Consider the following 23,128-nt stretch of genomic DNA (forward strand, 5'->3'; position numbering starts at 1 on the left):
AACGCCTTGCTCCATCTCGAACCAAGAAGCTAAGCTCGTCCTGGCTGATGATACTCTCCCTTACTGGGATGTCGGGAAAGTAGGTCGTTGCGGGCTTTGTTTTTATTCTTTTATTCCTTTATACTTTTTATCTCTTATTTTACATTCTTTATTCTTTGCTTTAGTTCTCTTGCGATATGTTATCTGTTTTTGTAAATTTGTTTTTGGTTTTATAAGTTGTTCTGGAATGTTGGTTTTTGGCTTTGCTTGTTTATATTTTATGTTTGTGCCTTTGGCTGTGTCTTATTGGATGTTTGGTTTTTTTGAATGTTTTATAGCACGTATCATATTAATCTATTTTTGTTTTTATGTCTTATGAAATATGTTTGGGTTTGGGTGGATTGCATTGTCTAGGATTTTATTAAGAAACTATAATTAATAGCTCAAACCGTTATCTTATTTTTGTTTAGCATTTTTGCCTTTATTCCATAGAGAGTTTTTAGTGTAGTTGGCTGAGTATCCAACTTGGGTGTGTTAAGCTAGGTTTTATGCTTTTTAGACTCAAGATAAGTTAAAAACTTTTAAAGGAATTTTTCTCAAAGAGTGTGCAAACACAAGAACTATGATTTTGTAGATGAAAACAAGTATATCTACCGTTCGCGATTTTCTGAGAAGAAATTTAGATAAATTCTCAAGTATTTTGCCGAAGATATATAGAAGTAAAAAATAAGTAAATCTTGCGGTGAGATTTCCAAGCCCGCCTAGAAGCTTTGCTTTGAGATTGGGAAAGCCGCTTTTCTACTTCGCTTCGCTCGTTACTCCAATCGGAACGGTATGTTTAAAATGGACGGCAAAGTTTATACCAAATAGTCATGAGCTGCTCTGTTGGTGAACTAATACCGATACTGTAGAAGTTTCTCAATTTGCTTATTTTATTGACTGTTTTTCTGATACTTTGGAAAATTATGCTATTTTAGAGCTTCTATATCAGATAAAAATGCTATAAGATTTCTATAAATTTATCTTAGAAATTCTTGAACGGATTATACACTTGGCTCTCATGTTTTTCATAGCAACTTAATACTTCTTATATTTAAATTAAGTTCCGTTAAGTCTAATTTAATATTGTATATGGGTGATTGAGAGTTAATTCTTTTTTTGCTTGCTTTTAGAATTTGAGTTTGTGGTTTTTTTCTCTGTATTTTCGGTTGGCGGCGCAGCTTGCTCCGATGCGGTCAAATTTTCATCGGGTTTTAAAAATCCCTCTTCGACCATCAGCTCTACGGCCGCTCTAAACGTCGGTAGCGCGCTCTGTGCGCCGAAATAATAATACGGTTTCTTTGGCTCTCTGGCTAAAACACCTATCGTATAGCTATTGCCCTGTGAGTCGTTGACGAATCCGAAAAACGAGCCGTTATAGGTATTTGCGTAGCCACCGGTCGTGGCGATGTGTGCGGTACCTGTTTTGCCGCCGATTTCTAGGCCTTCTACCTTCGCTCTTTTGCCGGTGCCGATCTCGACGGTTTTTATCAGGATGCGCTTCATCCTTTCGGCCGCTTCTTGACTTATGGCTTCGACCGGTTTTGGGTCGTTTACGACGAAAAATTTGCCGTCTTTATAGAGCGAGTCCACGACCTTTGGCGTCACCATTACGCCTTTGTTATTAAATACGTTATACGCCTTTAAAAGCTGGATAAAAGTCGCTTGCAAACCGTATCCGTAGCTGATCGTAGCTTTGTAAATTTGCGAATTTAGCTTGGCTACCGGCGGCATGTTTCCGACCTGCTCGTATGGCATATCGATGCCAGTTTTTTGCGTGAAGCCGAAATTTAAAAGCCCTGAGTAAATTTGAGAACCGTCTAGGCGCTGGGCGATTTGTATCATGCCGATATTTGAGCTGTATACGATGATATCCTCAGCCGTGAGAAATGGCTCTGGGTGCGTGTCTTTTATCGTGCGTTTGCCTAGCTGGTAGACGCCGTTGTAGGTGTTTATCCGCTCGAGCGGATTGATTTTGTCGTTTGCTAAAAGAAGGGCGAAAATAAACGGTTTAAATACCGAACCGACCTCGTATGCATACTCGGTTGCTGAGGAGTTTAGTGACTTGTAGTCTTGTTTTCTGATGTTTGAGGGGCTATATCTAGAGGTGCTGGCAAGCGCTAGTAGGCCGCCTGTTTTTGAGTCCATTATGCCTACGATTATCTCTTTTGCGTTTAGAAATTCTTTCTTTTCGTCGATGATCTGCTCTAGTCTGGTTTGCAGTTTAAGCGAGGCGTTTAAGATGATATCGTATCCGTCCACGCGGTTAGCCAAATTTGAATCGCTCGTAAGAATGATGTTGTTTCCGATATCTTTTGGGCCTAGCAGTTTTGCGTCTTGGATCGAGGAGATGTAGTATTCGTAGGCTTTTTCTACGCCTTTTACGCCCTCGGTTTTAGTGATACCGTCTTTTTCGACCTTTTTTACGTAGCCTATCATCGGAGTGAGCGCGTCGGCGGCGACGTATTGCCTGCTTTCGCCGCTTTCTACTATGCTCATATTACGCAGTATTGCAGCACCGGTATTTGGGTCTTCGTAGGGGATAAAAATTTTTTTTCTATACAGCTTTTTTGATAGCTCCTGTAGATACGCCGCGCCCTTGGCGTCGATCTTATAGGATAGCGTAACGGCGCCTTTTTGGCTGTTGATGATTTTAGTTACGCGCTTGATATCGTCGCCGCTATATATACAGTAAAGTTTGATAAATAGATCTTTTTTATCGGGGTCGATGTTTCTAGTATCTACCATCACTTTGTAGAGTTTTTGGCTACCGGTGATACTAAAGCCGTCTTTTGTTATTATGTTGCCACGCAGGGCCGTGTTTATGTCGCTAGTTTCTAGTTTTGGCAGTCGTCTTTCTATATTTGCTCGGTAAAAGATAACTGCCAAAAATATGCAGATAAAAAACAGAATAAACGCAAATAAAGCGATTGTTTTTGATTTTCGCTGATTCAAGGCTTAAATTTGCGTTCTTGAGATTTCTTTGTATGCGCTTAGGGCCTTATTGCGGATCTCCAGCATGAGTTTCATCGACGTGTCGGCCTTGCCGATAGCGATAGCGGCCTGATGCAGGTCTTTTACTTCGCCCGTTGCTAGATCGGCGATGGCTTTGTCTGCGTTGATTTGTATCTCGTTTAGCTCTTTTAGCGAGCTATCTAGCATGTCGCCGAAATTTAACTCGCCTTTTTGATTTTGCAGAGTCTTTGCTTCTTTTTTTTCAAACGGTGAAGCGACCGAGCCGATTTTATCTATATTCGTCATAAAATTTAACCTTGTAATAATTCTAACGCGCTTTGAGCGATCGTTTTAGCCGACTGAAATGCCGAAACGTTTGCCTGATAGGCGCGCGTGGCTTCGATCAGATCCGCCATTTCGATGACTGGATTGATATTTGGGTACGCTACGTAGCCCCTCGCGTCGGCGTCAGGGTGAGACGGATCGTATTTTAGCTTAAAATCCTTATCGTCGCGCACTATCTTGTCAACTACGACGCTCATTATAGCAGGTTTTGCGTCTTTTGTATAGAATTTATCGTCTAGCGGATTTTCGTATTCGAGCAAGTTATGTTTTTTTGCTACTTCGTCGTTTAGTACGCTATCAAAATCAACCGCCTTAAATATCACCTCGCGGCGTCTATACGGGCCGCCTTCCGCCGTTCGCACGGTGTTTGCGTTGGCGATATTGGAGCTAATGACGTTCATTCTAAAGCGCTGGGCGCTTAGTCCGTATCCGCTGATATCAAAGTCGCTTAAATAATTGCTCATAATCTATCCTTAAATTTTGCTGCTAGCGTCGATCACGTTTTTAAATATCTGGCCACTTTGTCTCATGGCTCTATCAAGCGCAGTTACCATTATCGCGTTTTTGCTAAGCTCGGTCGTTTCCACGTCTAGATCAACGGTGTTTGCGTCGTTTCGCGCCATGTGTCCGTCGCGTAAAAATATCGTCGCACCGTTTGACGCCGGAAAATCCACGCGAGGAAAGTGCGCACCGTCTGTTTGCGCGAGTTTTAAAATTTTATTTTCGTCTTTGCCGTAAATCTCTTGCGCTGTTTGCGACAAGGCCGCTTCAAACGCGATGTCGCGGGCTTTGTAAAAAGGCGTATCGATGTTTGCTATGTTGCTAGAAATCATCTGCTGGCGTAAATTTCTGCTTGCCAGCGCGCTTTCTACGAGCGGTTTTGATTTTGAGGTTTGGATACCTGCGAACATTTTCTTGCCTTTTTTATCTAAATTTTACGAGATAATAAGCAAAAGACGTTCCAAATTTAGAGTAAATTTTTAAATTCGCCAAAGCCGCTAGGCTGATTTTTTAGTTCGTTAAATTTGGCTAAAAACTCGCTTCGTCTCATCGCTTTTGCGCCCATAAATTTTAAATGTTCGTTCATAACCTGGCAGTCGATGAGAAAATCAAACGGCCCTAAAGCGCGGCAAAGCGCGATGAGAGCAACCTTTGACGCGCCTGTTTTTAGGCTGATCATACTTTCGCCGCAAAAGACTTTACCGAAAATTTGCCCGTAAAGTCCGCCTGCTAGTTCTCCGTCATCATACACCTCTACGCTATGCGAGATACCTAGACGGTGCAAATTTACGTATGCGCTCGCGATATCTTCGCTTAGCCACGTGGGGCCCTTTTTTTCGCGCTCGCTTTTGCAGACTTTTAGAAAATTTTCAAAGTCGTAGTCAAACCGTACTTCAAATTTTTTAAGCGCCGATTTTATGCTTTGTTGCACGCGCACCTCGCTTGGAACTAGCACCGCGCGGGGATCTGGCGACCACCAGTATATGGGCTCGCCGGGCAAAAACCACGGGAAAATGCCTTTGTCGTAAGCTTGCAAAAGAGCCTGCGCGCTTAGGTCGCCGCCGACGGCTAGAGGGGAGTTTGCGGGAGCGTTTGCAGGGTCGGGAAAGTTATAGATCTTTTCCAAATTTGACCCCGCAACCGCTTATTTTATGGCTTCAAATTTAAACGCCAGCTCGCCGTTTTTTAGCGCGATATTTGCGACGCCACCGTTTTTTAGCGCGCCGAAAAGTATCTCGTCGCTAAGCTTGGTCGAGATCTCGTCTTGGACTAGGCGTTTTAGATTTCTGGCGCCAAATTCCTTGCTATAGCCCTTTTGCCAGAGGTATTTTTTTGCTTCGGCGGAGGCTTTTATGACGACTTTTTTCTCGGCGAGGCTTGAGTTTATCTCGTTGATGATCTTTTGCGCAATGAGGCTCAGCGCGTCCTCGCCAAGATCGTTAAAATGCACGATTTTATCAATACGGTTGCGAAACTCGGGGCTGAAAAATCCCTTTACCGCGGAGTCCGCTTTACCGCTTTCGTCTTTGCTAAAGCCAAGCGTCGGAGCCTCTTTTGAGCCCAAATTTGAGCTCATTATGATGACGGCGTTGCGAAAATCGCTCTTTGCGCCCGTGTTATCCGTGAGGCTCGCGCCATCGAAAATTTGCAAAAAGACGTTTATCATCTCGTCGCTGGCTTTTTCGATCTCGTCAAACAAAATCACGCTATAAGGGTGCTTTTTAACGGCATTTGTGAGTATGCCGCCCTCTTCAAACCCGACATATCCAGGAGGCGCGCCGATTAGACGCGAGACGCTGTGTTTTTCCATGTATTCGCTCATATCAAATCGCTCGAAGTGCACGCCCAAATTTCGCGCTAGAGCCGCGCTTAGCTCGCTTTTACCCACACCGCTAGATCCCGTAAATAAAAATACGCCTACGGGCGCGTTTGGCTGTTTTAGCCCCGCATACGAGCGCTTGATCGCTGCTACTAGCGTATCTATGGCTTCGTCTTGACCGAAGATTTCAGACTTTAGCCTTTGTGCTAGATTTTTCAAATTTGCCGCGGCATCTGATTTTAGATTTGTATCGGGGATATTTGCCATCTTGCTTAAAACCGCGCTTAGATCGGACATTTTCACGGTTTTGTTTTTGCTTTGCAGGGCTAGAGCCGCGCCTGCCTCGTCGATTAGATCGATGGCGCTATCTGGCAAAAATCTATCGTTTAGGTATTTTTTGGCTAGCTCCACGCTTTTAGCTAAAATTTCGTCGCTAAATTTGACGCCGTGAAAGCTCTCGTATTTGGCGCGAAGTCCTTTTAGGATCTCGATGCTCTCGTCCGCGCTTGGTTCTACGACGTCGATTTTAGCAAATCGGCGCGAGAGGGCTTTTTCTTTTTCAAAAAAGCTGCGATACTCCGCGTACGTCGTCGCTCCGATGCAGCGAAGCGAGCCGTTTGCGAGAGCCGGTTTTAGTAAATTTGACATATCAAGCCCGCCGCCGTTTGTAGCTCCCGCGCCCACGATCGTGTGTATCTCATCGATAAAAACTATCGCGTCCTCCTGCTCGGACACCTCGTCCATTACGTCTTTTAGGCGCTTTTCAAAGTCGCCGCGGTATTTCGTGCCAGCTATCATCGCGCCTATATCTAGAGCGAAAATTTGCGCCTGTTTTAGTCGCTGCGGCACTTCGCCGCTTGCGATTTTTAGCGCGAGCCCTTCGACTACGGCTGTTTTGCCAACGCCCGCTTCGCCTACTAGGATTGGATTATTTTTCTTGCGGCGGCTTAGCGTTTGCATTAGCCTTGCTAGCTCGTTTTCTCGCCCGATGATCGGATCTATCTTGCCTTCGGCGGCTAGTTTGGTTAAATTTGACGAGTATTTGGCGAGGTTTTGGAAGTTTTTTGCGCGAGTCTGCTTGTCGTCTTTTGTTGCTTGCTTGATCTTTTGCGGATCGACGTCGTAAAATTCTAAAATTTTAGCCCCGTACGTGTCGCCTCTGGCAGCGATTTTAAATAGCAAGTCCCTGATGCCGACGTTTTTATCTTTTAGTTCAGCGTTTAGCTCTTTAAAAATTTGCTCCAAAAGCACCGTCATACGCGGCTGTTTGTGGTGCGGGACTTGCTCGTTGGTTTGCAGTAGATAGTTTTTTAGGTCGCTTTTTAGTCCCTCGACGTCGGTTAGACCCGCGTCAGCCAGGATATCTCTAGTCTCTTCGTTTAAATTTACTAGCACGAAAAGCACGTGCTCGCTGGTTAGATACTCGTGAAAATTCGAGTAGGCAAACTGCCCGGCCTTTTCCAAAAGATAGCTTAAATCCGAGTCAAACATCATTTCCTCCTCTTTGCGCCTTTTGCGCGCCCGTTTTTGCGGGCTATTCTTCCTCGACGACAGCCTTTAGCGGGTAGCCCGCCGCGGCTGCGGCTTTTAGCGTTTGGTTTTGTTTGGTTTGGGCAATCTCTTTGTTGTAGATGCCCGCCACTCCGCTGCCTTCGTTATGGATTTTTAGCATCACGGCTACCGCGCTTTGCATATCGCGATTAAAAATCTCTACTAGCACGCTCACGACAAAATCCATACTCGTAACGTCGTCGTTTAACAAAATAACCTTAAATTTGCGCGGAAATTCAGGTTTTTCCTTTACGTCTATGCCGTGCTCCCGCTCGGTGGCGGTTTTAGCGGGCATTTTTTATTCTTTCAAAATCCTTCGTCATCGCGTCTAGATGGATGCCGCCTAGATAGTATTTCACGCCGAATTTTCCGCTATCTACGTCGGTTAACTCCTGATATACGCCGCCTTTTAGCACCATTTTTATCGGTACGCTCTCAAGCCGCTCGTATTTTATATCCTCTAAAATTTGCGCCGAAAGCTTGTCGTTTGTCTTTATATCGTTTGAGATAAAGTAAAAGGCGTTGTATTTTTGCGCGAAGTTTTCCACTACGTACTCGTTCGTGACGTTTTCAAAGTGTGTGAGTCCCACGATCGTAAAGTCGTTTAGATTGTCGATTTGAAATTTGGTGAGATCGGGAGCTTCTTTTTGACACGGCGGACAAAACGTGCCGAATATATCAAACATCAAAATTTTATCCTCGTCGCCCTTGATAACAAAGCCGCCCTCGACGCGCTTTAGCGTGAGGTCTTTGCCAAACACGCTCTTTAGCGCGATCTCCTCGCCCGTTTTATAGCCCTCTATCTTTACGGGAGCCTTCGCCGTCTCGTCCTCGCCGCAGCCTGCTAGAAATATCGCGCAGGCCAAAGCCGCCAAAATCGCCTTGATGGTTTTTTTCATATTATTTTCCTTGTTTTGATCTTAGTTCAGTTATGCTTTCGCCGCCAAATCCGTAGTCGTCGGTGCTAACTTCCTCTATCACGATGACGGTTCTGCTCACGTCGCGCTTTAGCGTATCGCCTAGCAGCTTCGTCACGCCTGCTATGAGTGCGCGCTTTTGCTCGGCGCTTACGGCCTCTTTTTCTTTTGTGATTTTTATATTTACGTATGGCACGTTGTTTCCTTAGGCGTATTTTTTCATCGCCGCACGCGCTTCTTTGTCGGCTTCTTTGCGTTTTATCGTCTCGCGTTTATCGTGCAAATTTTTACCTTTTGCCAGCGCGACCCGCGCCTTTACGATGTTTTTGTCGTTTAGATAGAGCGCTAGAACGACTAGCGTGAGGCCATCTTGCGTGACTTGACCGAAAATTTTATCTATCTGCTTGCGGTGCATCAGTAGCTTTCTCGGAGCCCGCTCGTCCGGGCGAAACGCCGAGTGCGTCGTATTTAGATGGCTGATGTGCGCGTTTAGTAAAAACAGCTCGCCCTTTATCACGCGCGCGAAGCTGTCTTTTAGATTTGCTCGGCCTGCCCGTAGAGCCTTTACTTCGCTACCCTTTAGCACGATACCGGCCTCGAAGGTCTCGATGATACTAAAGTCAAACAGCGCCTTTTTATTTTTGGCTAAATCCTTACCCATTTTTTACCTTTTTATTTTAAGAAAAACACGCTCGCGCCGCTGCCGCTTAGGAAAAAATCTTTAAATTTATCCATCTGCGGATAGATTTTAAAACACGGCGCAAAAAGATCGTTTAGTTTGCGATTTTCGTATCGCTCCAGCAGCTGCGCCGTCGTCATCTTGCGCATTTTTGCCGCCAAATTTACGTCGATACTATCCATAAAATTTGCTCTAAATTCGCCGTAAACCGCAGGCGTCGAGCAAAAGACGCCGGGCGTTAAAATTTTTACCTCTGGCACTTCGTCGTTAAACTCGCTTATTATCTCGCCGATACCGCCGACGTTTGCCGCGTCAAATCCGCTAGCGAAAAACGCGACGTCCGCACCGATATTTGCGCCTATTTTCATCAAATTTTCGCGTGTTAGTTTTAAATTTAACTCCTCGTTCGCCATCTTTAAAAACGTAGCGGCGTTTGAGCTGCCTCCGCCAAGGCCCGCGCCTAGTGGGATTTGCTTTTTTATCACGATTTTATGCGATGCGAAAAACTCGTCCAGCTCGTTTTTAAAGCCTGCTTTTTCTAGCTCAAATTTGGCCTTTAAAACGATATTGTTTTTGATATCTTCATTATCGCACTCAAGCGCAAAGCCGTCCGCTTTTTCGAAGAAAATTTCGTCGTAAATCTCGCGCCGCAAAACAAAGCGAGAGACGATCTCGTGGTAGTTGCCGCGAGTACCGACGATCTTTAAAAAGGAGTTGATTTTCGCGTAGCTTTTCATTATTTTACGATTTTGTCGCTCAGTTCTTTTAGGCTCGCTTCGCCCGCGCCGTTTAGGGCTTGTTTATTTTCCGCCGCTACGTCTTCTACTAGCTCCGAGCGCAGGATCATCATATTTTTAGGCGCGTCGATGCCGATTTTTACTCCGCCTTTTGAGATGCCCACAACCGTGATTTTGATATCGTTTCCCAGCATTATGCTTTCGTCTTCTTTTCTTGCGAGTATTAGCATTTTCCGACCTTATTTAGTTTATATGTTACGGTTTCGTCTTTGATTTCAATGATACTAAAAAATTCATCAAAGTTTATTAAATATAGCCCCTCGGCGCCAAATTTTAGCTTCGCGGCGTCCAGTTTTTTGCCAAGCATTACGTCCGTGGGATCGCCTAGATATTCGTTTCGCGGTAGCGAGATATAATCAAGCGGATTTAAAAATCGCTCGTTTTCATAAACGAATTTACCTTCGCTAACGCGTTTTAGCGCGCTTAGGGTTGCTTTTACGCCAAGCTTTTTGGCTAAAATTTGAGCATACGAGCGCACGTACGAGCCCTCGCTAACGCTAATGCAAAAGCTCAAAAACGGATGCATATACGCAGCCAAATTTACGTCAAAAACGCTCATCGTTTGGCTTTTTAGTTCAAACTCCTCGCCCGCTCTTGCTAGCTCATACGCACGCTTGCCGTCCACGTGCTTGGCGCTAAATTTGGGCGGTACGTAGGCGATCTCGCCTTTTAGCTCGGCTAGCGCCGCCTTTATATCCGTTAAATTTAACGGCGGGCAAAGCCGGGTTTCCCCGATATTTTCGTTATCTAGGCTAGCACTCGTCGCACCCAGCCACATGGTCGCTTCATAGATTTTTGGCGTTTTATCTATGTAGTTAAAAAGCCGCGTGTGATTGCCTAGAGCCACGATTAGGCAGCCGCTGGCAAAGGGATCAAGCGTACCGGAAAAGCCCGCTTTTTTGACGCCGTATTTGCGCTTTAGCCTGCTTAAAAAATGATTTGAGCTGATGCCTGCTGGCTTATTTGCGACAAAAAGCGCGTTCATTTAAATTCGCCCTTTGGAGGCTGCACTAAATTTACGGCATTTTTCAAATTTGAGCTGCGAGCGTCAAATTTGAGCGCATAAATTTGATCAAATTTGACGTCGCATTTGCTCGGTAGAGTCTCAAATTTACTCATTTTCATACCGCTTTTTCGACGAAGCTAGACATTATCTCGCGGCTGATTCCGCCGAAATTTATCGTTAGTTTTAGCTCTTTTTTGATCTTCGTTACCGCCGTCACGCGTCCGATACCAAAAATTTTATGCTTGACGAGATCGCCTTTTTTGTATTCGCCGGCAGTTTGCGTTTGTGTCTGGATGATGAGGCTGCCGCTGCAAACGCCTGCCTCGCTTAAAAATCTACTCTTTTCCAGCCTCGTTCTCTGACCTTTGTAAAAGCGCGAATTTACAAAGCTTAGCGTTAGCGTTTTTTTGGCGCGGGTGATGGCGACGTAGGCTAGGCGTCGCTCCTCCTCGATGTCGCTGCCCTCTCCTAGCAGCGGGAAGAACCCCTCCTCAAGCCCGATCACGAAAAGATGCTCAAACTCAAGCCCTTTACTCGCGTGGATACTCATGATCGAGATCGCCTCGCCGCCGATGTTATCCTGCTCGCTTTGTAGCGCGATCTCGTTTAAAAACTCCTCGATAGAAAAGCTTGGATTTTGCTTGATTTGATCTTTGATCGTAGCGTAAAACTCGTCTATATTTGCCACGCGCTCGGCGCCGTCAGGCAAGCTCTCGTAGTATTTTTTGATGCCGAATTTCGCTTCTAGTTTATCCACTAGCTCATAGGGCGAGTCGCACTCTTTTAGCTCTCTTAAATTTGACGCAAATTCGCCCAGGCTCGAGACGATTTTTTTGCTTAGATCTTTGTCGTTTTCGTCCAGGCTAGATATCGCTTCAAATAGCGAAAGCTTATGCTCGAAGGCGATTTTTTCGATTTTTGCGAGACTTACTTTACCTAGGCCGCGTTTTGGGCGGTTGATGACGCGCTTTAGCGAGAAGTCGTCATTTTCGTTTGCGACTAGCCTTAGGTAGCTGATGACGTCTTTGACCTCGGCGCGCTCGTAGAATTTGACACCGCCGACCATTTTGTACGGGATTTTTTCCTTGGTTAGGCCCTCTTCTAGCGAGCGGGAGAGGGCGTTTATGCGGTACAAGATTGCGATATCGCTAGCCTGCGCGCCGCTATCAAGCAGCTTTTTGATACGTTTGGCTACCTTTAGGCTCTCCATCGTTTCGTCGTCTGATTCCATTAGCGCTACGTCCTCGCCGCCTTCTTTGGTGCTTTTTAGTTCTTTGCCCAGGCGGTTTCTATTGTGATCGATGAGTTCGTTTGCTGCGCGTAAAATTTGACTCGTTGAGCGGTAGTTTTGCTCTAGCCTTATGACTTTGGCGTCTTTAAACTGATCTTTGAAATTTAATATATTTTCGATTTTTGCGCCGCGCCAGCCGTAGATGCTCTGGTCGTCGTCGCCCACGACCGCGATATTTTCGTGCGTTAGGCAGAGTTTGTGTAGGAGCTTGTACTGAAGGTCGTTGGTGTCTTGATACTCGTCCACCATTATGTAGGAGTATCGCTGCGAGATCTCGCGCGCTAGAGCTTCGTCCTCGTCTAAAATTTTATAGCTAAGGCAGAGTAGGTCGTCAAAATCCACGAGATTATTGGCTGCCAGATACTCTTCGTATAGTTTGTAGATATTTGCCAGCTTTGCGTGGTAGCCGTCTTTGAAATTGTGCCCGTTTGCAAACATACCGCCGTGATTTAACACCTCTTCTACGCTTAAAAGCGAGTTTTTAAAATTTGAGATCTCGCTGGCTAGCACCGAGGTCGGGATATCGCCCTCAAAGCCTTTTAAAATACGCTTTTTATCGTCCGTGTCGATGATGACGAAGTTGTTTTTGCGCTTTAAGCGGTCGATGTAAAATTTCAAAAACAAAAGCCCGAATTTATGAAAAGTGCAAAGCAGCGGAGTGAAATTTTTACCTGCGTCGCCTAGCATTTTTAGCGCGCGGGTTCGCATTTCGCTTGCAGCTTTGTTGGTGAAGGTTAGCGTTAGGGTATTTGACGGCGGGATGCCTAGCTCGCTTATGAGATAGGCTAGGCGAGTGGTGATGGTTTTGGTTTTTCCGCTACCGGCTCCTGCCAAAATCAGCATCGCTCCGTCGGTATGCGAGGCCGCCTCGCGCTGGCTTTCGTTTAGTTCGTCTAGTAAATCGGGCATTAAATTTCCTGCTTTATTTATTAAAATGATTAAATTCTAACAAAATAAGCTTAAAAATCGCCGCTGATTTAAATTTGGGTCTGATTAAGAGCGTTTTCAGATATAAATCAATACAATATTAAAAAGATAATTTTATAAGCTGATATAATAATAAGGAGTCCGATATGATCAATGATTTTAGTAAATTTTATACCTTTATGGAGATAGTGAAAGAAAGAAGTTTCTCAAAAGCCTCAAGAGCACTGGGTATCTCGCAGCCCGCAGTTACTTTGCAGATGAAAAAGCTCGAGGAGATGCTGCAAACCACGCTAATAATGCGTAAGAAAAACGGCATCGTCCTAACTCACGAGGGCGAGAAATTTTACAAACTCTGTACTCAGTTTGAAAGCGCGATGTTGCGCTTTAAAGACGAGCTGTCGCGCATAAAAACCGATAAAGTGCCGCTAGTCATCGCAACCACCCAGCTCATCGCCGAGGCGGTCATCTCGATACTGCTGGATAAAATCTCGCAAAGCGTAGGCAGCGAGCTAGACATCAGGATAAAGGAGCAAAACGAGCTCATAAACTACCTAAAAGACCGCCGCAGCGACATCGCCATCATCCTTGAGCAGTCGCTTGACAGCAGCTTGCTCGTTAAAAAGCTATTTGACTACGAGCTGATTTTGGTTTCAAATAAAAAAATCGCCGAGAGCGTGAAACCCGAGGAGCTTATCAAGTTTAAATTTATCAAAGATAGAACGCGAACCTACCTTGACGATATTTTGCATAAGCACGGCGTGGATGCGCATGCGCTTGACGTGGCGTATTCGCTAGACGGTTCGATAATGGTCTGCCGCGCGTTGGCGTCAAACCATGCCGATACGTACGTGGCGTTTTTACCGAGATTTTTGATCGAAAACGAGCTAAAAAACGGTAGGCTATTTGAGATAAATATCTCTAAATTTAAGCTCACTCGCTCGGTCTATGCCGCCGCATTAAAAGAAAACGAGGAAGTGCTGCATAAATTTTTAAAGATCAAGACGAGTTTTAATTTTTAATCTGCTTTAGAGAAGGTGTCAAATTTGACTAAATTTAGCCTTTTCGGCGCGTAAATTTAAATACTCTTGCGAAAATTGGGCGCAAAATATCCTTGCCGAACCTGGAGATGATCTTGGTTTGGCAATTTTATAACTTCCAAATTTACGATCAAATTTGACGGTAAATTTAATATCTTTAAAAATGGAAAGTATATAAGAATAAAAGCAAGAGACGGGCAAGAGCCCGTCTGAATAAAATGCGGTTTAGAACGTAAATTCCCAGTTTAGTCTGAAATTTCTGCCCGCAGAGTAGAAGCGATTTATACCTAAACCAGTGGTTCTATCGATCATGTTCATGGTGCCAAACGGCCTGATGGAGCGTGCAGCGTCCCAAGTGATGTATTTTTCGTTGGTTAGGTTGTAAACGCCCAGTCTAAACGTCAAATTTTTAATCGGGCGCACGTAAGTTACGACATCTACTAGTGTGTAGGCGTTACTTCGCCATTTAGAGTGGCTGTTTGTATTGTACGGGTTGCCGTACGGGTCGGTGTCTAGGCGCCAGAACATATTATAGGTGTCTTTTGCTTTTTTAGATGCGACGTTAGTTACATAGATATCGGCACCGAATTTATCTGCCGGGCTCGCGTAGCCTAGACCATAGATCGAAGTAGTCGGCTGGATGGCGTTCATCGGTACTTTGCCGTCGTTATCGGTTTGTACTCTGCCTTTTTGCAGCGTTAGTTTGTAGCTAGCGTGAAAGCCCTTTAGCGAGTCTGAAATTTGACCAAAATGTAACATGGAGTTTATCTCAAAGCCGCGTACGGTTGCCTTGCTGCGGTTTACGTTGCCGTATAGCGCAAAAGGTATGGTGTTGCCGCCGCCGCCCGTGGCGTAGCTTTTGGTGCCTAGAGATATTAGGTCGATAAAGTTATCGTATTTGGTCTCAAAAAAGCTAGTTGTTATAAAGCTTTTGTCCTCGTGTAGCGTCAATGCAAGCTCTTTTGTCTTAGCTATTTCGGGTTTTAGATCCGGATTTGGCTGGATGGTAAAATCAGGATGCTTAAACGCCAAATATAGCTCGTCCGAAGTCGGCGCTCTAAAGCCTTTGGAGTATTTTAGCTGTATCCTAAAGTAATCCAGCGGATCGATATCAGCTCCGATGGCATAAGAGCTATTCGTAAATTTTTTATCCCTAGCGATGTATTTTATGTTTGCCAGCGCGTTATTAGGCGCTTCTTGCTTCCATGCGTCGTGGGCTATTTTCCACTCGTCTCTATCTGCATAGTCCCACCATTTTGGCTCTGGGCTAGGATTATACGGTACGAAAAGACCTAGCACCATATCGTCCGGGATTTTAGGCGTAGAGCCCGGGACGTAGTTTGGTTTATATTTTATCTTGTCGTAGCGATAGCCTAAATTTATCCCCAACCAGTCGTTTACTCGCATATCGTCGTTGAGGTATAGTGCGCCTTCTTTTGTTTTAACGGGGATTAAAAACGACGTGAGCGGTTCGGTTCTAGGGCAAAGCGCGTAAAGTAGCGTTAGCGGCGCGTTTTCGCACGTATACGGCGTACCGGTAAAATCCGTACCTAGAGTCTTAGGCGCCCACCACTGATTGTTTGTAGTGTCGTAGCCTTGCTTGTTTGTCATGGATTTTTCGGTTTTGGCAAAGCTTAGTCCGTATGCGATATCGTGCTCTACGTCACCCGTTTTGGCGTATTTATTAAAGTCTAGGTTAAACTGTTTGGTGTTTGTGTCTAGATCTCGCTCTTTCCAGTCACGGCTTATGTAGCCTTTGCCGTATGGAGTGATGAGATATCCGCTCTCGGAGCTTTGTTTAAACGTCTTACCTGTTCGCGCGTCGGTATAGCTTTTATCTAGCGGGACGGTTGATTTGACGTACTGGTCGGTGGCGTAGTCGTATTTTAGCACGTCGATATTTGGCTGAGAGCAGTCAAATACCGAGCAGTCAAGCCACGTGTTGCTTACGTTTTGATTGATGCTAAATTTATTCTGATCATGGACGGCTCCTTGGCTATCTACGAGTCTGTTTACCCACGTTAGTCCGCCGTACTGGGGGTCGATTTCCTGTGTTCGTTGCAAAGTTACTTCGCCGCCGTACTTATCGACAACCTTGTTGTTTTTAACCTGAAGTCCGATAGGATTTGAAATTTCAGCGCAGTTTTCTCCTGCTTGGCAATGTTCCTCGGTTCTGGCGCGGGATTTGATTTTTTGGTTGGAGTATATAAATTTCATCGTATCCCACAACGGAGTTTCGCTAAAATTTTCATAGGCAAAAGCGCGATTTTTCCTATCCATCATATCGTCGTTGTATCTTAGACCGGTATCTATGATCTCGTCCCTGTTGCTAGAAAGCGTAAGCGTGTATGATAGGTCTTTGCCTTGAGATCGGTTTTTGTAGGTATCTGACATAAAGGTAAATCTATGCTCCTCGTGAGGCTGAAAACCTAGCTTGATGAGGCTGCTCGTTTTTTTGATATAGTACGGGTCGGCCTTTTCTCTGGTTCTACCTAGCACGCTATCGTCATAACCCTTGTAACCGTAGTTTTCCGTCTCGTGGTGTCTGCGCTTAGTTTGTACGGCTAGGATATCAAACCACTTAAACCTACCGGCTAAGGTATGCGAGTGCATGGTTTGATTATCGGCGGTATTGTAGCCGCCTTTGTAGCCGTAGAAGTAGTCCTTATCTAGCAAAAGATCCCTTGCGTCTTTTGTTTCAAACATCACGGAGCCGCCTAGAGAGCCAGAGCCCGTACGAACGGAGTCTGCGCCTTTTGAAATAGTGGCTTGTTTTAGCGTTTCAAACTCTACGCCGTTGCGGGTGTTGTTAAAGTTTCCGTATCCTTCAAATAGCTCCTTAAAACCTTGCGAGCTTAGCGTTTGGGCTTGATGCAGGCCGTCTACCGTGATAGCCACGCGGTTTTCCTCCACGCCTCTTATCGCGTAGCCGCTTTGGCCAAAACGCCCGGCCTCTACGGTCGTTACGCCCGTTTCGTATCGCACGAGGTCTTTGTTATCAGAGACCTGCGTTTTGGTTAGTTCTTTGGAGCTTTTTACGTTTTGGCCGACTTTTTTTTGCATCGGATCGCTTTGCGCCTCCGCCTCGCCGCTAACCGTTACTTCCTTTAGCTCGACTTCGGCCTCTTTTGCATTTAAATTTGACAAAAGAAGCAAAGCGGCAAGAGAAAATTTAAGATGATTCATTCTTGTCCTTATTAACGATAGTTTTGATATTCATTTGCTCTTAAATGCGAAATGATAATAAATATTTGTTTATAGTTTGATTAAAAGATTGGAATTTAATTTAAAAATTATAAATCAATTTTTTATATTAAGAAATAAAAGGGTTGCTGTTGGTAAAACCGGCGTAAATAGGATAATATTTTGCTTAAGCAAATTTAGTAAATTTAAGATAAAGCCTGTATCTGATAAAAATCAAACGCAAAGCGCAGTAAGCGCTATAAAGCCGTCTGCTCCTGCAAAACTAATATCGCACGGCTCAAATCAAGGAAATGCGTATAAAATAAATCTATAAAAACAGCGTGAGCAAAACGGCGGGTAAAAGTTTGCTCACTTTTTAAATAGATCTTTATTGTTTGGGTTTGACATTAACGCCGACATCGACTTTTCAAGCTGATTTTTTTGAGATTTGTAAATAGAAAAATTTACCAAAATCGGGCTGTTTTCCACCAAAATTTGCACGATAGCTCCAAGCGGAAAGCTAACGATGCTGGCGAAATTTTCCTTACCAAAACCCGCCTCGAAGCTCAGCTCGTCCGGAGTTAGCTTGGCGCTGCTAAAAGTGTAGCCAGCAAGCGTAAAGACGATAACGGGCGCCGTAAAAGTGCTCTTAATGTACTCCGGCAACTCGGGGTTAAATTTAACCAGATCAAGGTTGGCCATCGCCGAAAACGCGCGGTCGTTTTTTAGCATATACTCCACGCACTCAAAAACGTGGCGTTTCATCATCGCCGAAAATTTTTCGTCGTCTAAAATCTCATCAAGCATTTTGCCTCCTTTTGTGCCTTTTTAAATTTTGCCGTCTATCGCGGCGCCGGATTTGACTTTAAATTAACGCAAAATTTAGCATCAAATTTGTCGCCTTATACTCGGTTCGGCTAGTCAAATTTGGCCGCGCTTTTAAATTTACTCCCCAAAGCGCGTCAAATTTATGCCCGTTACGCCTCCTGGCAAAACTCCTCAACTAGCTTTCTAACCTCGTTTATGCCGATCTGCCAAAACGTAGCGTCCTCGATATCAAAGCCAAACATCCCGACCAGCTCTTTTGGCGAGCGCGAGCCGCCTGCGCTTAAAAACTCGGTGTAAATTTGGACGAAATTTTCGCATTTGCCGCTTTTATAAAGCCCGAAAATCGCCAGTACCAAAAGCTGCGCGTAGGAGTAGGCGTAGCAGTAAAACGGCGTGTGGATAAAGTGCGGGATGTAGCTCCACCAAATTTTGTAGTAGTCGTTTAGCGCGACGCTTTTGCCGAACATTTTAGCGCTTTCTTCGAGCCAAATTTTATTTAGCTCCTCGGCGCTGATCTCGCCGTCATGCGCGTGAACTCGGCGCTCAAAGGTCGTGAAGTTTATCTGGCGATAAAGCGTGGCGAAGATATCCTCAATCTTGCCTGCGAGTAGGGCGGTTTTTTCTTTGCCTTTTAGCGTGCTTTTGACGTGATCAAAAACCAGCATCTCGCAAAAGACCGATGCCGTCTCCGCCGTAGTTAGCGGCGTGTCGGCGTTTAGAAATCCGACGCTTTCATAGGCCAGATTTTGATGCGCGGCATGACCTAGCTCGTGCGCTAGCGTGAAAAGATCCCGCCTCTCGTCGGTGTGGTTTAAAAGCACGTATGGGTGGGCTTTTGCGACGCCTGATTGTGAAAAGGCGCCGCCTCGTTTGTTTTCTGCAGGATAAACGTCGATCCAACCCTCTTTAAACGCGCGAGCGGCTATCTCGCCGAATTTCGGGCTAAATTTAGAAAAAGTCTCAAGCACGATTTTTTTACATTCGTCAAATTTATAAACGCTCTCGCTCTCGCCCAGCGGCGCGTATCTATCGTAGTCGTAGAGCTTTTTAAAGCCTAAAATTTTGCGCTTTTCTTCGTAAAATTTAATCGGCAGATCAAAGCTCGTCTCGGCGGCCTTTATGAGCGCATCCACGCTAGCTTTGGTTGTTTGGTTTGAAAAATGCCGAGGACTTTCTGGCAGATCAAATTTCCTCAGCTCGCAGCTAGTTTTTAGGCTGGTTTTTATCATATTATAGATGTAGCTAAGCAGATGCTGCTGCGGCGCGAGACCGTCTGATAGACTCTTTGCAGCCGCTTTTCGCTCGGCTCGGTCTGGGCTGTGAAGCTTGGATAAAATTTCCTCTTCGCCCAGCATTTTGCCTTTAAATTTAAACTTAAGCGCGCTTAGCGTCTCGTCAAAAAGCCGCGAGAAGCCCTCCGCGCCGGTGTTTGCCGTGCGCAGTAAAATTTGCTCCTCTTTTAGGCTTAGCTGGTGGGCTTTTTCTTTTGCGATACTATCTAGATAGTAGCCAAGTCTTTGGCTTTTTGCGATGATTTTGTTTTGTCTGGCTTCGTCAAATTCGTTAAATTTAAGCTCGAAAAAGAGCAGATGATTTTGCGCTTTTGAGCTTAGCTCGTCAAATTTGGCGTAAAACGCGCCCTTTGAGGTGTCTTTTGAAAAAACTAGGCTCACGTAAATTTGCACGCGAGCGATGTTTTCTAGCAAATTTTCATATTCGTTAAGCGCGGCAAAAAACTCCTCGTCGCTTAAATTTAAGAACTTATCCGAGTATTTTGCCTCAAATTTTTCGCACTCGCTTTGCAAAGAAAGAGCCGAAATCTCCAGCTCTTTTTCGTTTTTAAAAAGCGGGGTCAAGTCCCAAACGTTCATTTTTCAGCCTTAAATTTACTCTACGGTTTCTGAAGCTACGGCAGTGAAAAGCACGTCAGACGCGCTGTTTACGGCTGTTTCTACCGAGTCTTGGATCACGCCAATGATAAATCCTACGCCCACAACCTGCATCGCGATGTCGTTACCGATACCAAATAGCGCGCAAGCAAGCGGCACGAGTAGTAGCGAACCGCCCGCGACGCCAGAAGCCCCACACGCGCCAAGAGCTGAAATAAAGCAAAGCAGTAGCGCGTCGCCAAAATCAACCGTGATAGACGGGATCGAGTTTACCGCTGCAAGTGCCAAGATGCCGATAGTTACGGCCGCTCCGCCCATGTTTATAGTAGCTCCTAGCGGGATAGAGATCGAGTAGAGCTCCTCTTTTAGCCCTAGCTTTTTGCAAAGCGCCATATTTACCGGGATATTTGCCGCAGATGAGCGAGTGAAAAACGCCGTAACCGCGCTCTCTCTCACGCAAGTCATCACTAGCGGATAAGGATTTTTCTTGGTAACCGCAAACACCATCGCAGGGTAAACGACGAAGGAAACGAAAGCCATCGCGCCTACTAGAACGAGGATTAGTTTTAGGTAGCCCGCAAGCGCTTCAAAGCCCGTCTCGTGGATGCTGATAGTAACTAGGCCAAAGATACCAAACGGCGCAAGGCGGATGATAAATCTAACGATTTTAGTAACGCCGTCGCTAACGTCTTGGAACACTTTTTTGGTTTCTTGCGTGCAAAATCTCATCGCGATACCGCCGCCCACGGCCCAAGTGATGATGCCGATGTAGTTGCCGCTAGAAAGCGCGCTGATAGGGTTTTGAACCATTTTAAAGATGAGGTCTTTTAAGACGTCTACGATGCCTTGCGGAGCGCTCATATTTGCGCTTTCTACGCCTTTTAGCACGAGCTCCATCGGGAAAAGGAAGCTAGCTACAACCGCAACTACGGCAGCTAGAAAAGTGCCAACTAGGTAAAGCGTAACCACCTTTTGCATGCCTTTTGCGTGGCCGAATTCTTTTACGATGATAGATGTCGCAACTAGTACGAAAACTAGGATAGGCGCGATAGCTTTAAGCGCGCCGACGAAGAGGTTACCCAAAACGGCGATGGAGTTAGCGACGGAATTTGCCACGTCGGTTAGGTCTTTTTTTGCTGAGGCTAGCTGCGCTGCGTCGCTCACGCCTTTTGCGATTAGTTCGTTATAAGGAGCCGATTGATAGTGCGTCCAAAAGCCGATAACGGCGCCTAGAGCTATGCCGATTAAAATTTGAACGATCAAATTTCCGTCGGCGAACCTTTTTGCCAGTTTGCTAAACATTCTAGTGTCCTTGCCTTAAAATTTAATTTTAGTTTAGGATTATAGCCGAATTTACGCGGAATTTACAAGCTTTGAGCGAGATTAATTTCAATTTTATTATGAAATGTTACAATTGCGAGATTAAATTTCATAAAAGGGAACGCTATGTATCTATTTACTTCAGAGGTGGTAAGTCCGGGGCATCCGGATAAATGCGCCGACATCATTGCCGACAGTATCGTTGATACAATCTTGATGCAAGATCCAAACGGCCGCGTCGCCAGCGAAGTTTTCGTCGCGGGTAAAAACATTATAATAGGCGGAGAGATAAACTCTAAGGTCAAGTTAAGCTTCAAAGACTACGAGGGTATCGTTAAAAACGCACTAGCCAAAATCGGCTACGACGGTAAGTCTAAATTCACGAAAGAGCAGTGCCTGCACCCAGATGACATCGAGATAAAAGTCTGCGTAAATCAGCAAAGTGCGGATATAAATCAAGGCGTCGATCAAGAAGGCGGCGAGATAGGCGCTGGAGATCAAGGCATAATGTTTGGCTTTGCTAGCTGCGAAGCAAACGAATATATGCCAGCAGCCATAACCTACGCTAGAATGCTTTGCGACAAGGTTTATAAATTTGCCAAAGCCAACCCCGATAAACTGGGCGTCGATATCAAAACCCAGGTCACCGTAGACTACGGCACGAAGGATAACTTTGAAAGCTGCAAGCCGCAAAGCATCCACACTATCGTGGTTTCGGCCCCTTGCGTCGAGACGATGAAGATCGAGGAGCTACGCGCCCTAGTGCAAACTCTCATCGACGATGCAGGCTTGCCTAAAGACCTCTATGATAAAAGCAAAACTCTCATCTACATCAACCCTACAGGCCGCTACGTAAATCACAGCTCGCTTCACGATAGCGGACTAACGGGTCGCAAGCTCATCGTGGATAGCTTTGGCGGATATAGCCCGATAGGCGGCGGCGCGCAAAGCAGCAAAGACTACACCAAGGTGGATCGCAGCGGCCTTTATGCGGCGCGCTGGATAGCTAAAAACATCGTCGCGGCCGGCCTTGCTAAAAAGTGCATCGTCCAGCTAAGCTACGCTATCGGTGTAGCAAAACCGACCTCCGTTAGCGTCGATACGATGGGCACGCAGATCGCGGGCGTAAACGACGATATGCTGTCAAATTTCGTTAGCGAAAATTTTGCCCTCACTCCGCGCTGGATCACGAATAAATTCGGCCTAGATAAACCTGGCAAGGATACGTTTTTATACGCTAAAGTAGCAGCCAAAGGTCAAGTCGGAAACGCCAAATATCCGTGGGAAAAGCTTGACGCGGTTGATACTTTCAAGGCTTTGATTAAATAAATTCTCAAGCCCGCTAAATTTAACGCGGGCTTAAATTTACCCTTAAATTTAAGGCTTCGTATGAGATTTTACCCAGCTTTATATCTTAAATTTTACTTCAAAAACCGCTCGGCAAAATTTAAAGAGAATTAAAATGCAAACAGAAGCAAAACAAAACGGCAAAAACAAGACGCTCGGACTCGTTTTGCTCGGGCTTTGCACTTTTTATTTTCTCTGCGCGTTAGGCATTTTTGTATTGCCTTTTGACGTTCTGGCTCGCTCCTCTTTGGCGCGAGATTTCGTGGAAGCTATGCTTAAAATTTACCCCGCAGCAGAGCGAGCCTTTACTCACACCGATTTTACGCAAAAGGCAGCGTTTTATATCGCTTATATGGGGATTATAAAGGTCATCACGCTTGTCGGTTTCGTCGCGGCTTGCTTGCTGTGCGGCAGTAAAAAACATAGAGCTCGCGTGATGAAACAAGCAAGAAAAGAAAATCCGGTAATGGGATTTTTCGTTTCATTTTGCGGCATTTTGTGGGCTGGTTTTTTGATAAATAGGGATTTTACGGGTTATTATATCGGATATCGTAAACCAAGAAATTCGCCTGAATACGAATGGGTGTTGAGGTCTCCCAGCGAGCTGTTTTGGCAGATGTGTATTGATTTTATGTTTGTAGTTTTTGTTGTAGCTTGTATAGTTTACGCGGCGTTGCAAATTCGGCTACTTTTTCGCAAACGCAAAAACGCCTAAATT

At 45.2% G+C, this 23,128-nt stretch carries 23 protein-coding genes; 4 read left to right on the forward strand and 19 right to left on the reverse strand.

Going from position 1 to position 23,128, the window contains the following annotated elements:
- The coding region (locus tag Q0386_RS01400; protein ID WP_299026013.1) for a hypothetical protein at window positions 1–358 on the forward strand (358 nt) is incomplete at its 5' end.
- A gap of 767 nt (window positions 359–1,125) precedes the next feature.
- On the opposite strand, the gene Q0386_RS01405 is transcribed toward Q0386_RS01400, so the two are convergent.
- From Q0386_RS01405 to Q0386_RS01475, 15 genes are read right to left on the reverse strand one after another with little or no spacing between them, the layout of a single operon-like run.
- Window positions 1,126–2,973 carry a penicillin-binding protein 2 gene (locus Q0386_RS01405; RefSeq protein ID WP_299026016.1) on the reverse strand — a complete coding sequence of 616 codons (1,848 nt, stop codon included), beginning with the start codon at window positions 2,971–2,973 and terminating at the stop codon, window positions 1,126–1,128.
- A 3-nt stretch (window positions 2,974–2,976) separates the two neighbouring features.
- On the reverse strand, window positions 2,977–3,279 hold the full coding sequence (fliE, locus tag Q0386_RS01410) for a flagellar hook-basal body complex protein FliE (RefSeq protein WP_299026019.1): 303 nt from the start codon (window positions 3,277–3,279) through the stop codon (window positions 2,977–2,979).
- A gap of 5 nt (window positions 3,280–3,284) precedes the next feature.
- A complete protein-coding gene (flgC, locus tag Q0386_RS01415) occupies window positions 3,285–3,782 on the reverse strand; it encodes a flagellar basal body rod protein FlgC (protein ID WP_002946576.1) in 498 nt (165 codons plus the stop codon).
- Between the two features lie 9 nt (window positions 3,783–3,791).
- A complete protein-coding gene (gene flgB / locus Q0386_RS01420; RefSeq protein ID WP_299026022.1) occupies window positions 3,792–4,229 on the reverse strand; it encodes a flagellar basal body rod protein FlgB in 438 nt (145 codons plus the stop codon).
- Between the two features lie 56 nt (window positions 4,230–4,285).
- On the reverse strand, window positions 4,286–4,945 hold the full coding sequence (gene aat, locus Q0386_RS01425; protein WP_299026025.1) for a leucyl/phenylalanyl-tRNA--protein transferase: 660 nt from the start codon (window positions 4,943–4,945) through the stop codon (window positions 4,286–4,288).
- A gap of 18 nt (window positions 4,946–4,963) precedes the next feature.
- On the reverse strand, window positions 4,964–7,129 hold the full coding sequence (locus Q0386_RS01430) for an AAA family ATPase (protein ID WP_299026155.1): 2,166 nt from the start codon (window positions 7,127–7,129) through the stop codon (window positions 4,964–4,966).
- 43 nt (window positions 7,130–7,172) lie between these two features.
- A complete protein-coding gene (locus tag Q0386_RS01435; RefSeq protein WP_299026028.1) occupies window positions 7,173–7,484 on the reverse strand; it encodes an ATP-dependent Clp protease adaptor ClpS in 312 nt (103 codons plus the stop codon).
- A complete protein-coding gene (locus tag Q0386_RS01440; RefSeq protein WP_298791695.1) occupies window positions 7,474–8,088 on the reverse strand; it encodes a TlpA family protein disulfide reductase in 615 nt (204 codons plus the stop codon). The genes Q0386_RS01435 and Q0386_RS01440 overlap by 11 nt, the downstream gene beginning before the upstream one ends.
- Window position 8,089: 1 nt before the next feature.
- Complete coding sequence (locus Q0386_RS01445; protein ID WP_298791693.1) at window positions 8,090–8,302, reverse strand: 4-oxalocrotonate tautomerase family protein; 213 nt, start codon at window positions 8,300–8,302, stop codon at window positions 8,090–8,092.
- Window positions 8,303–8,311: 9 nt separating this feature from the next.
- A complete protein-coding gene (gene smpB, locus Q0386_RS01450; RefSeq protein ID WP_009495234.1) occupies window positions 8,312–8,767 on the reverse strand; it encodes an SsrA-binding protein SmpB in 456 nt (151 codons plus the stop codon).
- Between the two features lie 11 nt (window positions 8,768–8,778).
- Window positions 8,779–9,522, reverse strand: coding sequence for a 4-(cytidine 5'-diphospho)-2-C-methyl-D-erythritol kinase (locus tag Q0386_RS01455; protein WP_299026033.1), 744 nt, complete (start codon window positions 9,520–9,522; stop codon window positions 8,779–8,781).
- Window positions 9,522–9,752 carry a carbon storage regulator CsrA gene (gene csrA, locus Q0386_RS01460; protein WP_002946591.1) on the reverse strand — a complete coding sequence of 77 codons (231 nt, stop codon included), beginning with the start codon at window positions 9,750–9,752 and terminating at the stop codon, window positions 9,522–9,524. Before csrA ends, Q0386_RS01455 begins: the two co-directional genes overlap by 1 nt.
- Window positions 9,746–10,567 carry a tRNA pseudouridine(55) synthase TruB gene (gene truB / locus Q0386_RS01465; protein ID WP_299026036.1) on the reverse strand — a complete coding sequence of 274 codons (822 nt, stop codon included), beginning with the start codon at window positions 10,565–10,567 and terminating at the stop codon, window positions 9,746–9,748. The genes csrA and truB overlap by 7 nt, the downstream gene beginning before the upstream one ends.
- Window positions 10,564–10,701, reverse strand: coding sequence for a hypothetical protein (locus Q0386_RS01470; protein ID WP_299026039.1), 138 nt, complete (start codon window positions 10,699–10,701; stop codon window positions 10,564–10,566). The genes truB and Q0386_RS01470 overlap by 4 nt, the downstream gene beginning before the upstream one ends.
- A 2-nt stretch (window positions 10,702–10,703) precedes the next feature.
- The gene (locus Q0386_RS01475) at window positions 10,704–12,788 is read right to left on the reverse strand and encodes an ATP-dependent helicase (protein WP_299026042.1); all 2,085 of its coding nucleotides are present in this window, start codon (window positions 12,786–12,788) and stop codon (window positions 10,704–10,706) included.
- 164 nt (window positions 12,789–12,952) lie between these two features.
- On the opposite strand from Q0386_RS01475, the gene Q0386_RS01480 reads away from it, so the two are divergent.
- Window positions 12,953–13,825, forward strand: coding sequence for a LysR family transcriptional regulator (locus Q0386_RS01480; protein ID WP_299026045.1), 873 nt, complete (start codon window positions 12,953–12,955; stop codon window positions 13,823–13,825).
- 243 nt (window positions 13,826–14,068) lie between these two features.
- Here Q0386_RS01480 and Q0386_RS01485 read toward each other — a convergent pair whose 3' ends face one another.
- From Q0386_RS01485 to sstT, 4 genes are all read right to left on the reverse strand, one after another.
- Window positions 14,069–17,029 (reverse strand): TonB-dependent hemoglobin/transferrin/lactoferrin family receptor, encoded by a 2,961-nt coding sequence (locus tag Q0386_RS01485; protein WP_299026048.1) that lies wholly within the window; start codon window positions 17,027–17,029, stop codon window positions 14,069–14,071.
- Between the two features lie 366 nt (window positions 17,030–17,395).
- The gene (locus Q0386_RS01490) at window positions 17,396–17,833 is read right to left on the reverse strand and encodes a hypothetical protein (protein ID WP_299026050.1); all 438 of its coding nucleotides are present in this window, start codon (window positions 17,831–17,833) and stop codon (window positions 17,396–17,398) included.
- A 170-nt stretch (window positions 17,834–18,003) separates the two neighbouring features.
- Entirely contained in the window at window positions 18,004–19,725 is a 1,722-nt protein-coding gene (locus Q0386_RS01495; RefSeq protein ID WP_299026053.1) for a M3 family oligoendopeptidase, read from the reverse strand.
- Window positions 19,726–19,740: 15 nt separating this feature from the next.
- The gene (gene sstT, locus Q0386_RS01500) at window positions 19,741–21,045 is read right to left on the reverse strand and encodes a serine/threonine transporter SstT (protein ID WP_299026056.1); all 1,305 of its coding nucleotides are present in this window, start codon (window positions 21,043–21,045) and stop codon (window positions 19,741–19,743) included.
- Window positions 21,046–21,189: 144 nt separating this feature from the next.
- Here sstT and metK point away from each other — a divergent pair, with 144 nt between their 5' ends.
- Both metK and Q0386_RS01510 read left to right on the forward strand, forming a co-directional pair.
- Window positions 21,190–22,392: a methionine adenosyltransferase gene (metK, locus tag Q0386_RS01505; RefSeq protein WP_299026059.1), complete on the forward strand. Its 1,203-nt coding sequence runs from the start codon at window positions 21,190–21,192 to the stop codon at window positions 22,390–22,392.
- A 133-nt stretch (window positions 22,393–22,525) separates the two neighbouring features.
- Window positions 22,526–23,125, forward strand: a complete 600-nt coding sequence (locus Q0386_RS01510) for a hypothetical protein (protein ID WP_299026062.1) — start codon at window positions 22,526–22,528, stop codon at window positions 23,123–23,125.
- Window positions 23,126–23,128 lie beyond the last annotated feature (3 nt).

The sequence above is a fragment of the uncultured Campylobacter sp. genome, assembly GCF_938045625.1.
Lineage (GTDB): Bacteria > Campylobacterota > Campylobacteria > Campylobacterales > Campylobacteraceae > Campylobacter_A.

Coding starts and splice junctions, on each gene's coding strand:
- fliE (WP_299026019.1), bottom strand. CDS start 3,279: ATGACGAATATAGATAAAATCGGCTCGGTCGCTTCACCGTTTGAAAAA.
- flgC (WP_002946576.1), bottom strand. CDS start 3,782: ATGAGCAATTATTTAAGCGACTTTGATATCAGCGGATACGGACTAAGC.
- flgB (WP_299026022.1), bottom strand. CDS start 4,229: ATGTTCGCAGGTATCCAAACCTCAAAATCAAAACCGCTCGTAGAAAGC.
- Q0386_RS01430 (WP_299026155.1), bottom strand. CDS start 7,129: ATGTTTGACTCGGATTTAAGCTATCTTTTGGAAAAGGCCGGGCAGTTT.
- Q0386_RS01435 (WP_299026028.1), bottom strand. CDS start 7,484: ATGCCCGCTAAAACCGCCACCGAGCGGGAGCACGGCATAGACGTAAAG.
- Q0386_RS01440 (WP_298791695.1), bottom strand. CDS start 8,088: ATGAAAAAAACCATCAAGGCGATTTTGGCGGCTTTGGCCTGCGCGATA.
- smpB (WP_009495234.1), bottom strand. CDS start 8,767: ATGGGTAAGGATTTAGCCAAAAATAAAAAGGCGCTGTTTGACTTTAGT.
- Q0386_RS01455 (WP_299026033.1), bottom strand. CDS start 9,522: ATGAAAAGCTACGCGAAAATCAACTCCTTTTTAAAGATCGTCGGTACT.
- csrA (WP_002946591.1), bottom strand. CDS start 9,752: ATGCTAATACTCGCAAGAAAAGAAGACGAAAGCATAATGCTGGGAAAC.
- truB (WP_299026036.1), bottom strand. CDS start 10,567: ATGAACGCGCTTTTTGTCGCAAATAAGCCAGCAGGCATCAGCTCAAAT.
- Q0386_RS01470 (WP_299026039.1), bottom strand. CDS start 10,701: ATGAGTAAATTTGAGACTCTACCGAGCAAATGCGACGTCAAATTTGAT.
- Q0386_RS01475 (WP_299026042.1), bottom strand. CDS start 12,788: ATGCCCGATTTACTAGACGAACTAAACGAAAGCCAGCGCGAGGCGGCC.
- Q0386_RS01480 (WP_299026045.1), top strand. CDS start 12,953: ATGATCAATGATTTTAGTAAATTTTATACCTTTATGGAGATAGTGAAA.
- Q0386_RS01485 (WP_299026048.1), bottom strand. CDS start 17,029: ATGAATCATCTTAAATTTTCTCTTGCCGCTTTGCTTCTTTTGTCAAAT.
- Q0386_RS01490 (WP_299026050.1), bottom strand. CDS start 17,833: ATGCTTGATGAGATTTTAGACGACGAAAAATTTTCGGCGATGATGAAA.
- Q0386_RS01495 (WP_299026053.1), bottom strand. CDS start 19,725: ATGAACGTTTGGGACTTGACCCCGCTTTTTAAAAACGAAAAAGAGCTG.
- sstT (WP_299026056.1), bottom strand. CDS start 21,045: ATGTTTAGCAAACTGGCAAAAAGGTTCGCCGACGGAAATTTGATCGTT.
- metK (WP_299026059.1), top strand. CDS start 21,190: ATGTATCTATTTACTTCAGAGGTGGTAAGTCCGGGGCATCCGGATAAA.
- Q0386_RS01510 (WP_299026062.1), top strand. CDS start 22,526: ATGCAAACAGAAGCAAAACAAAACGGCAAAAACAAGACGCTCGGACTC.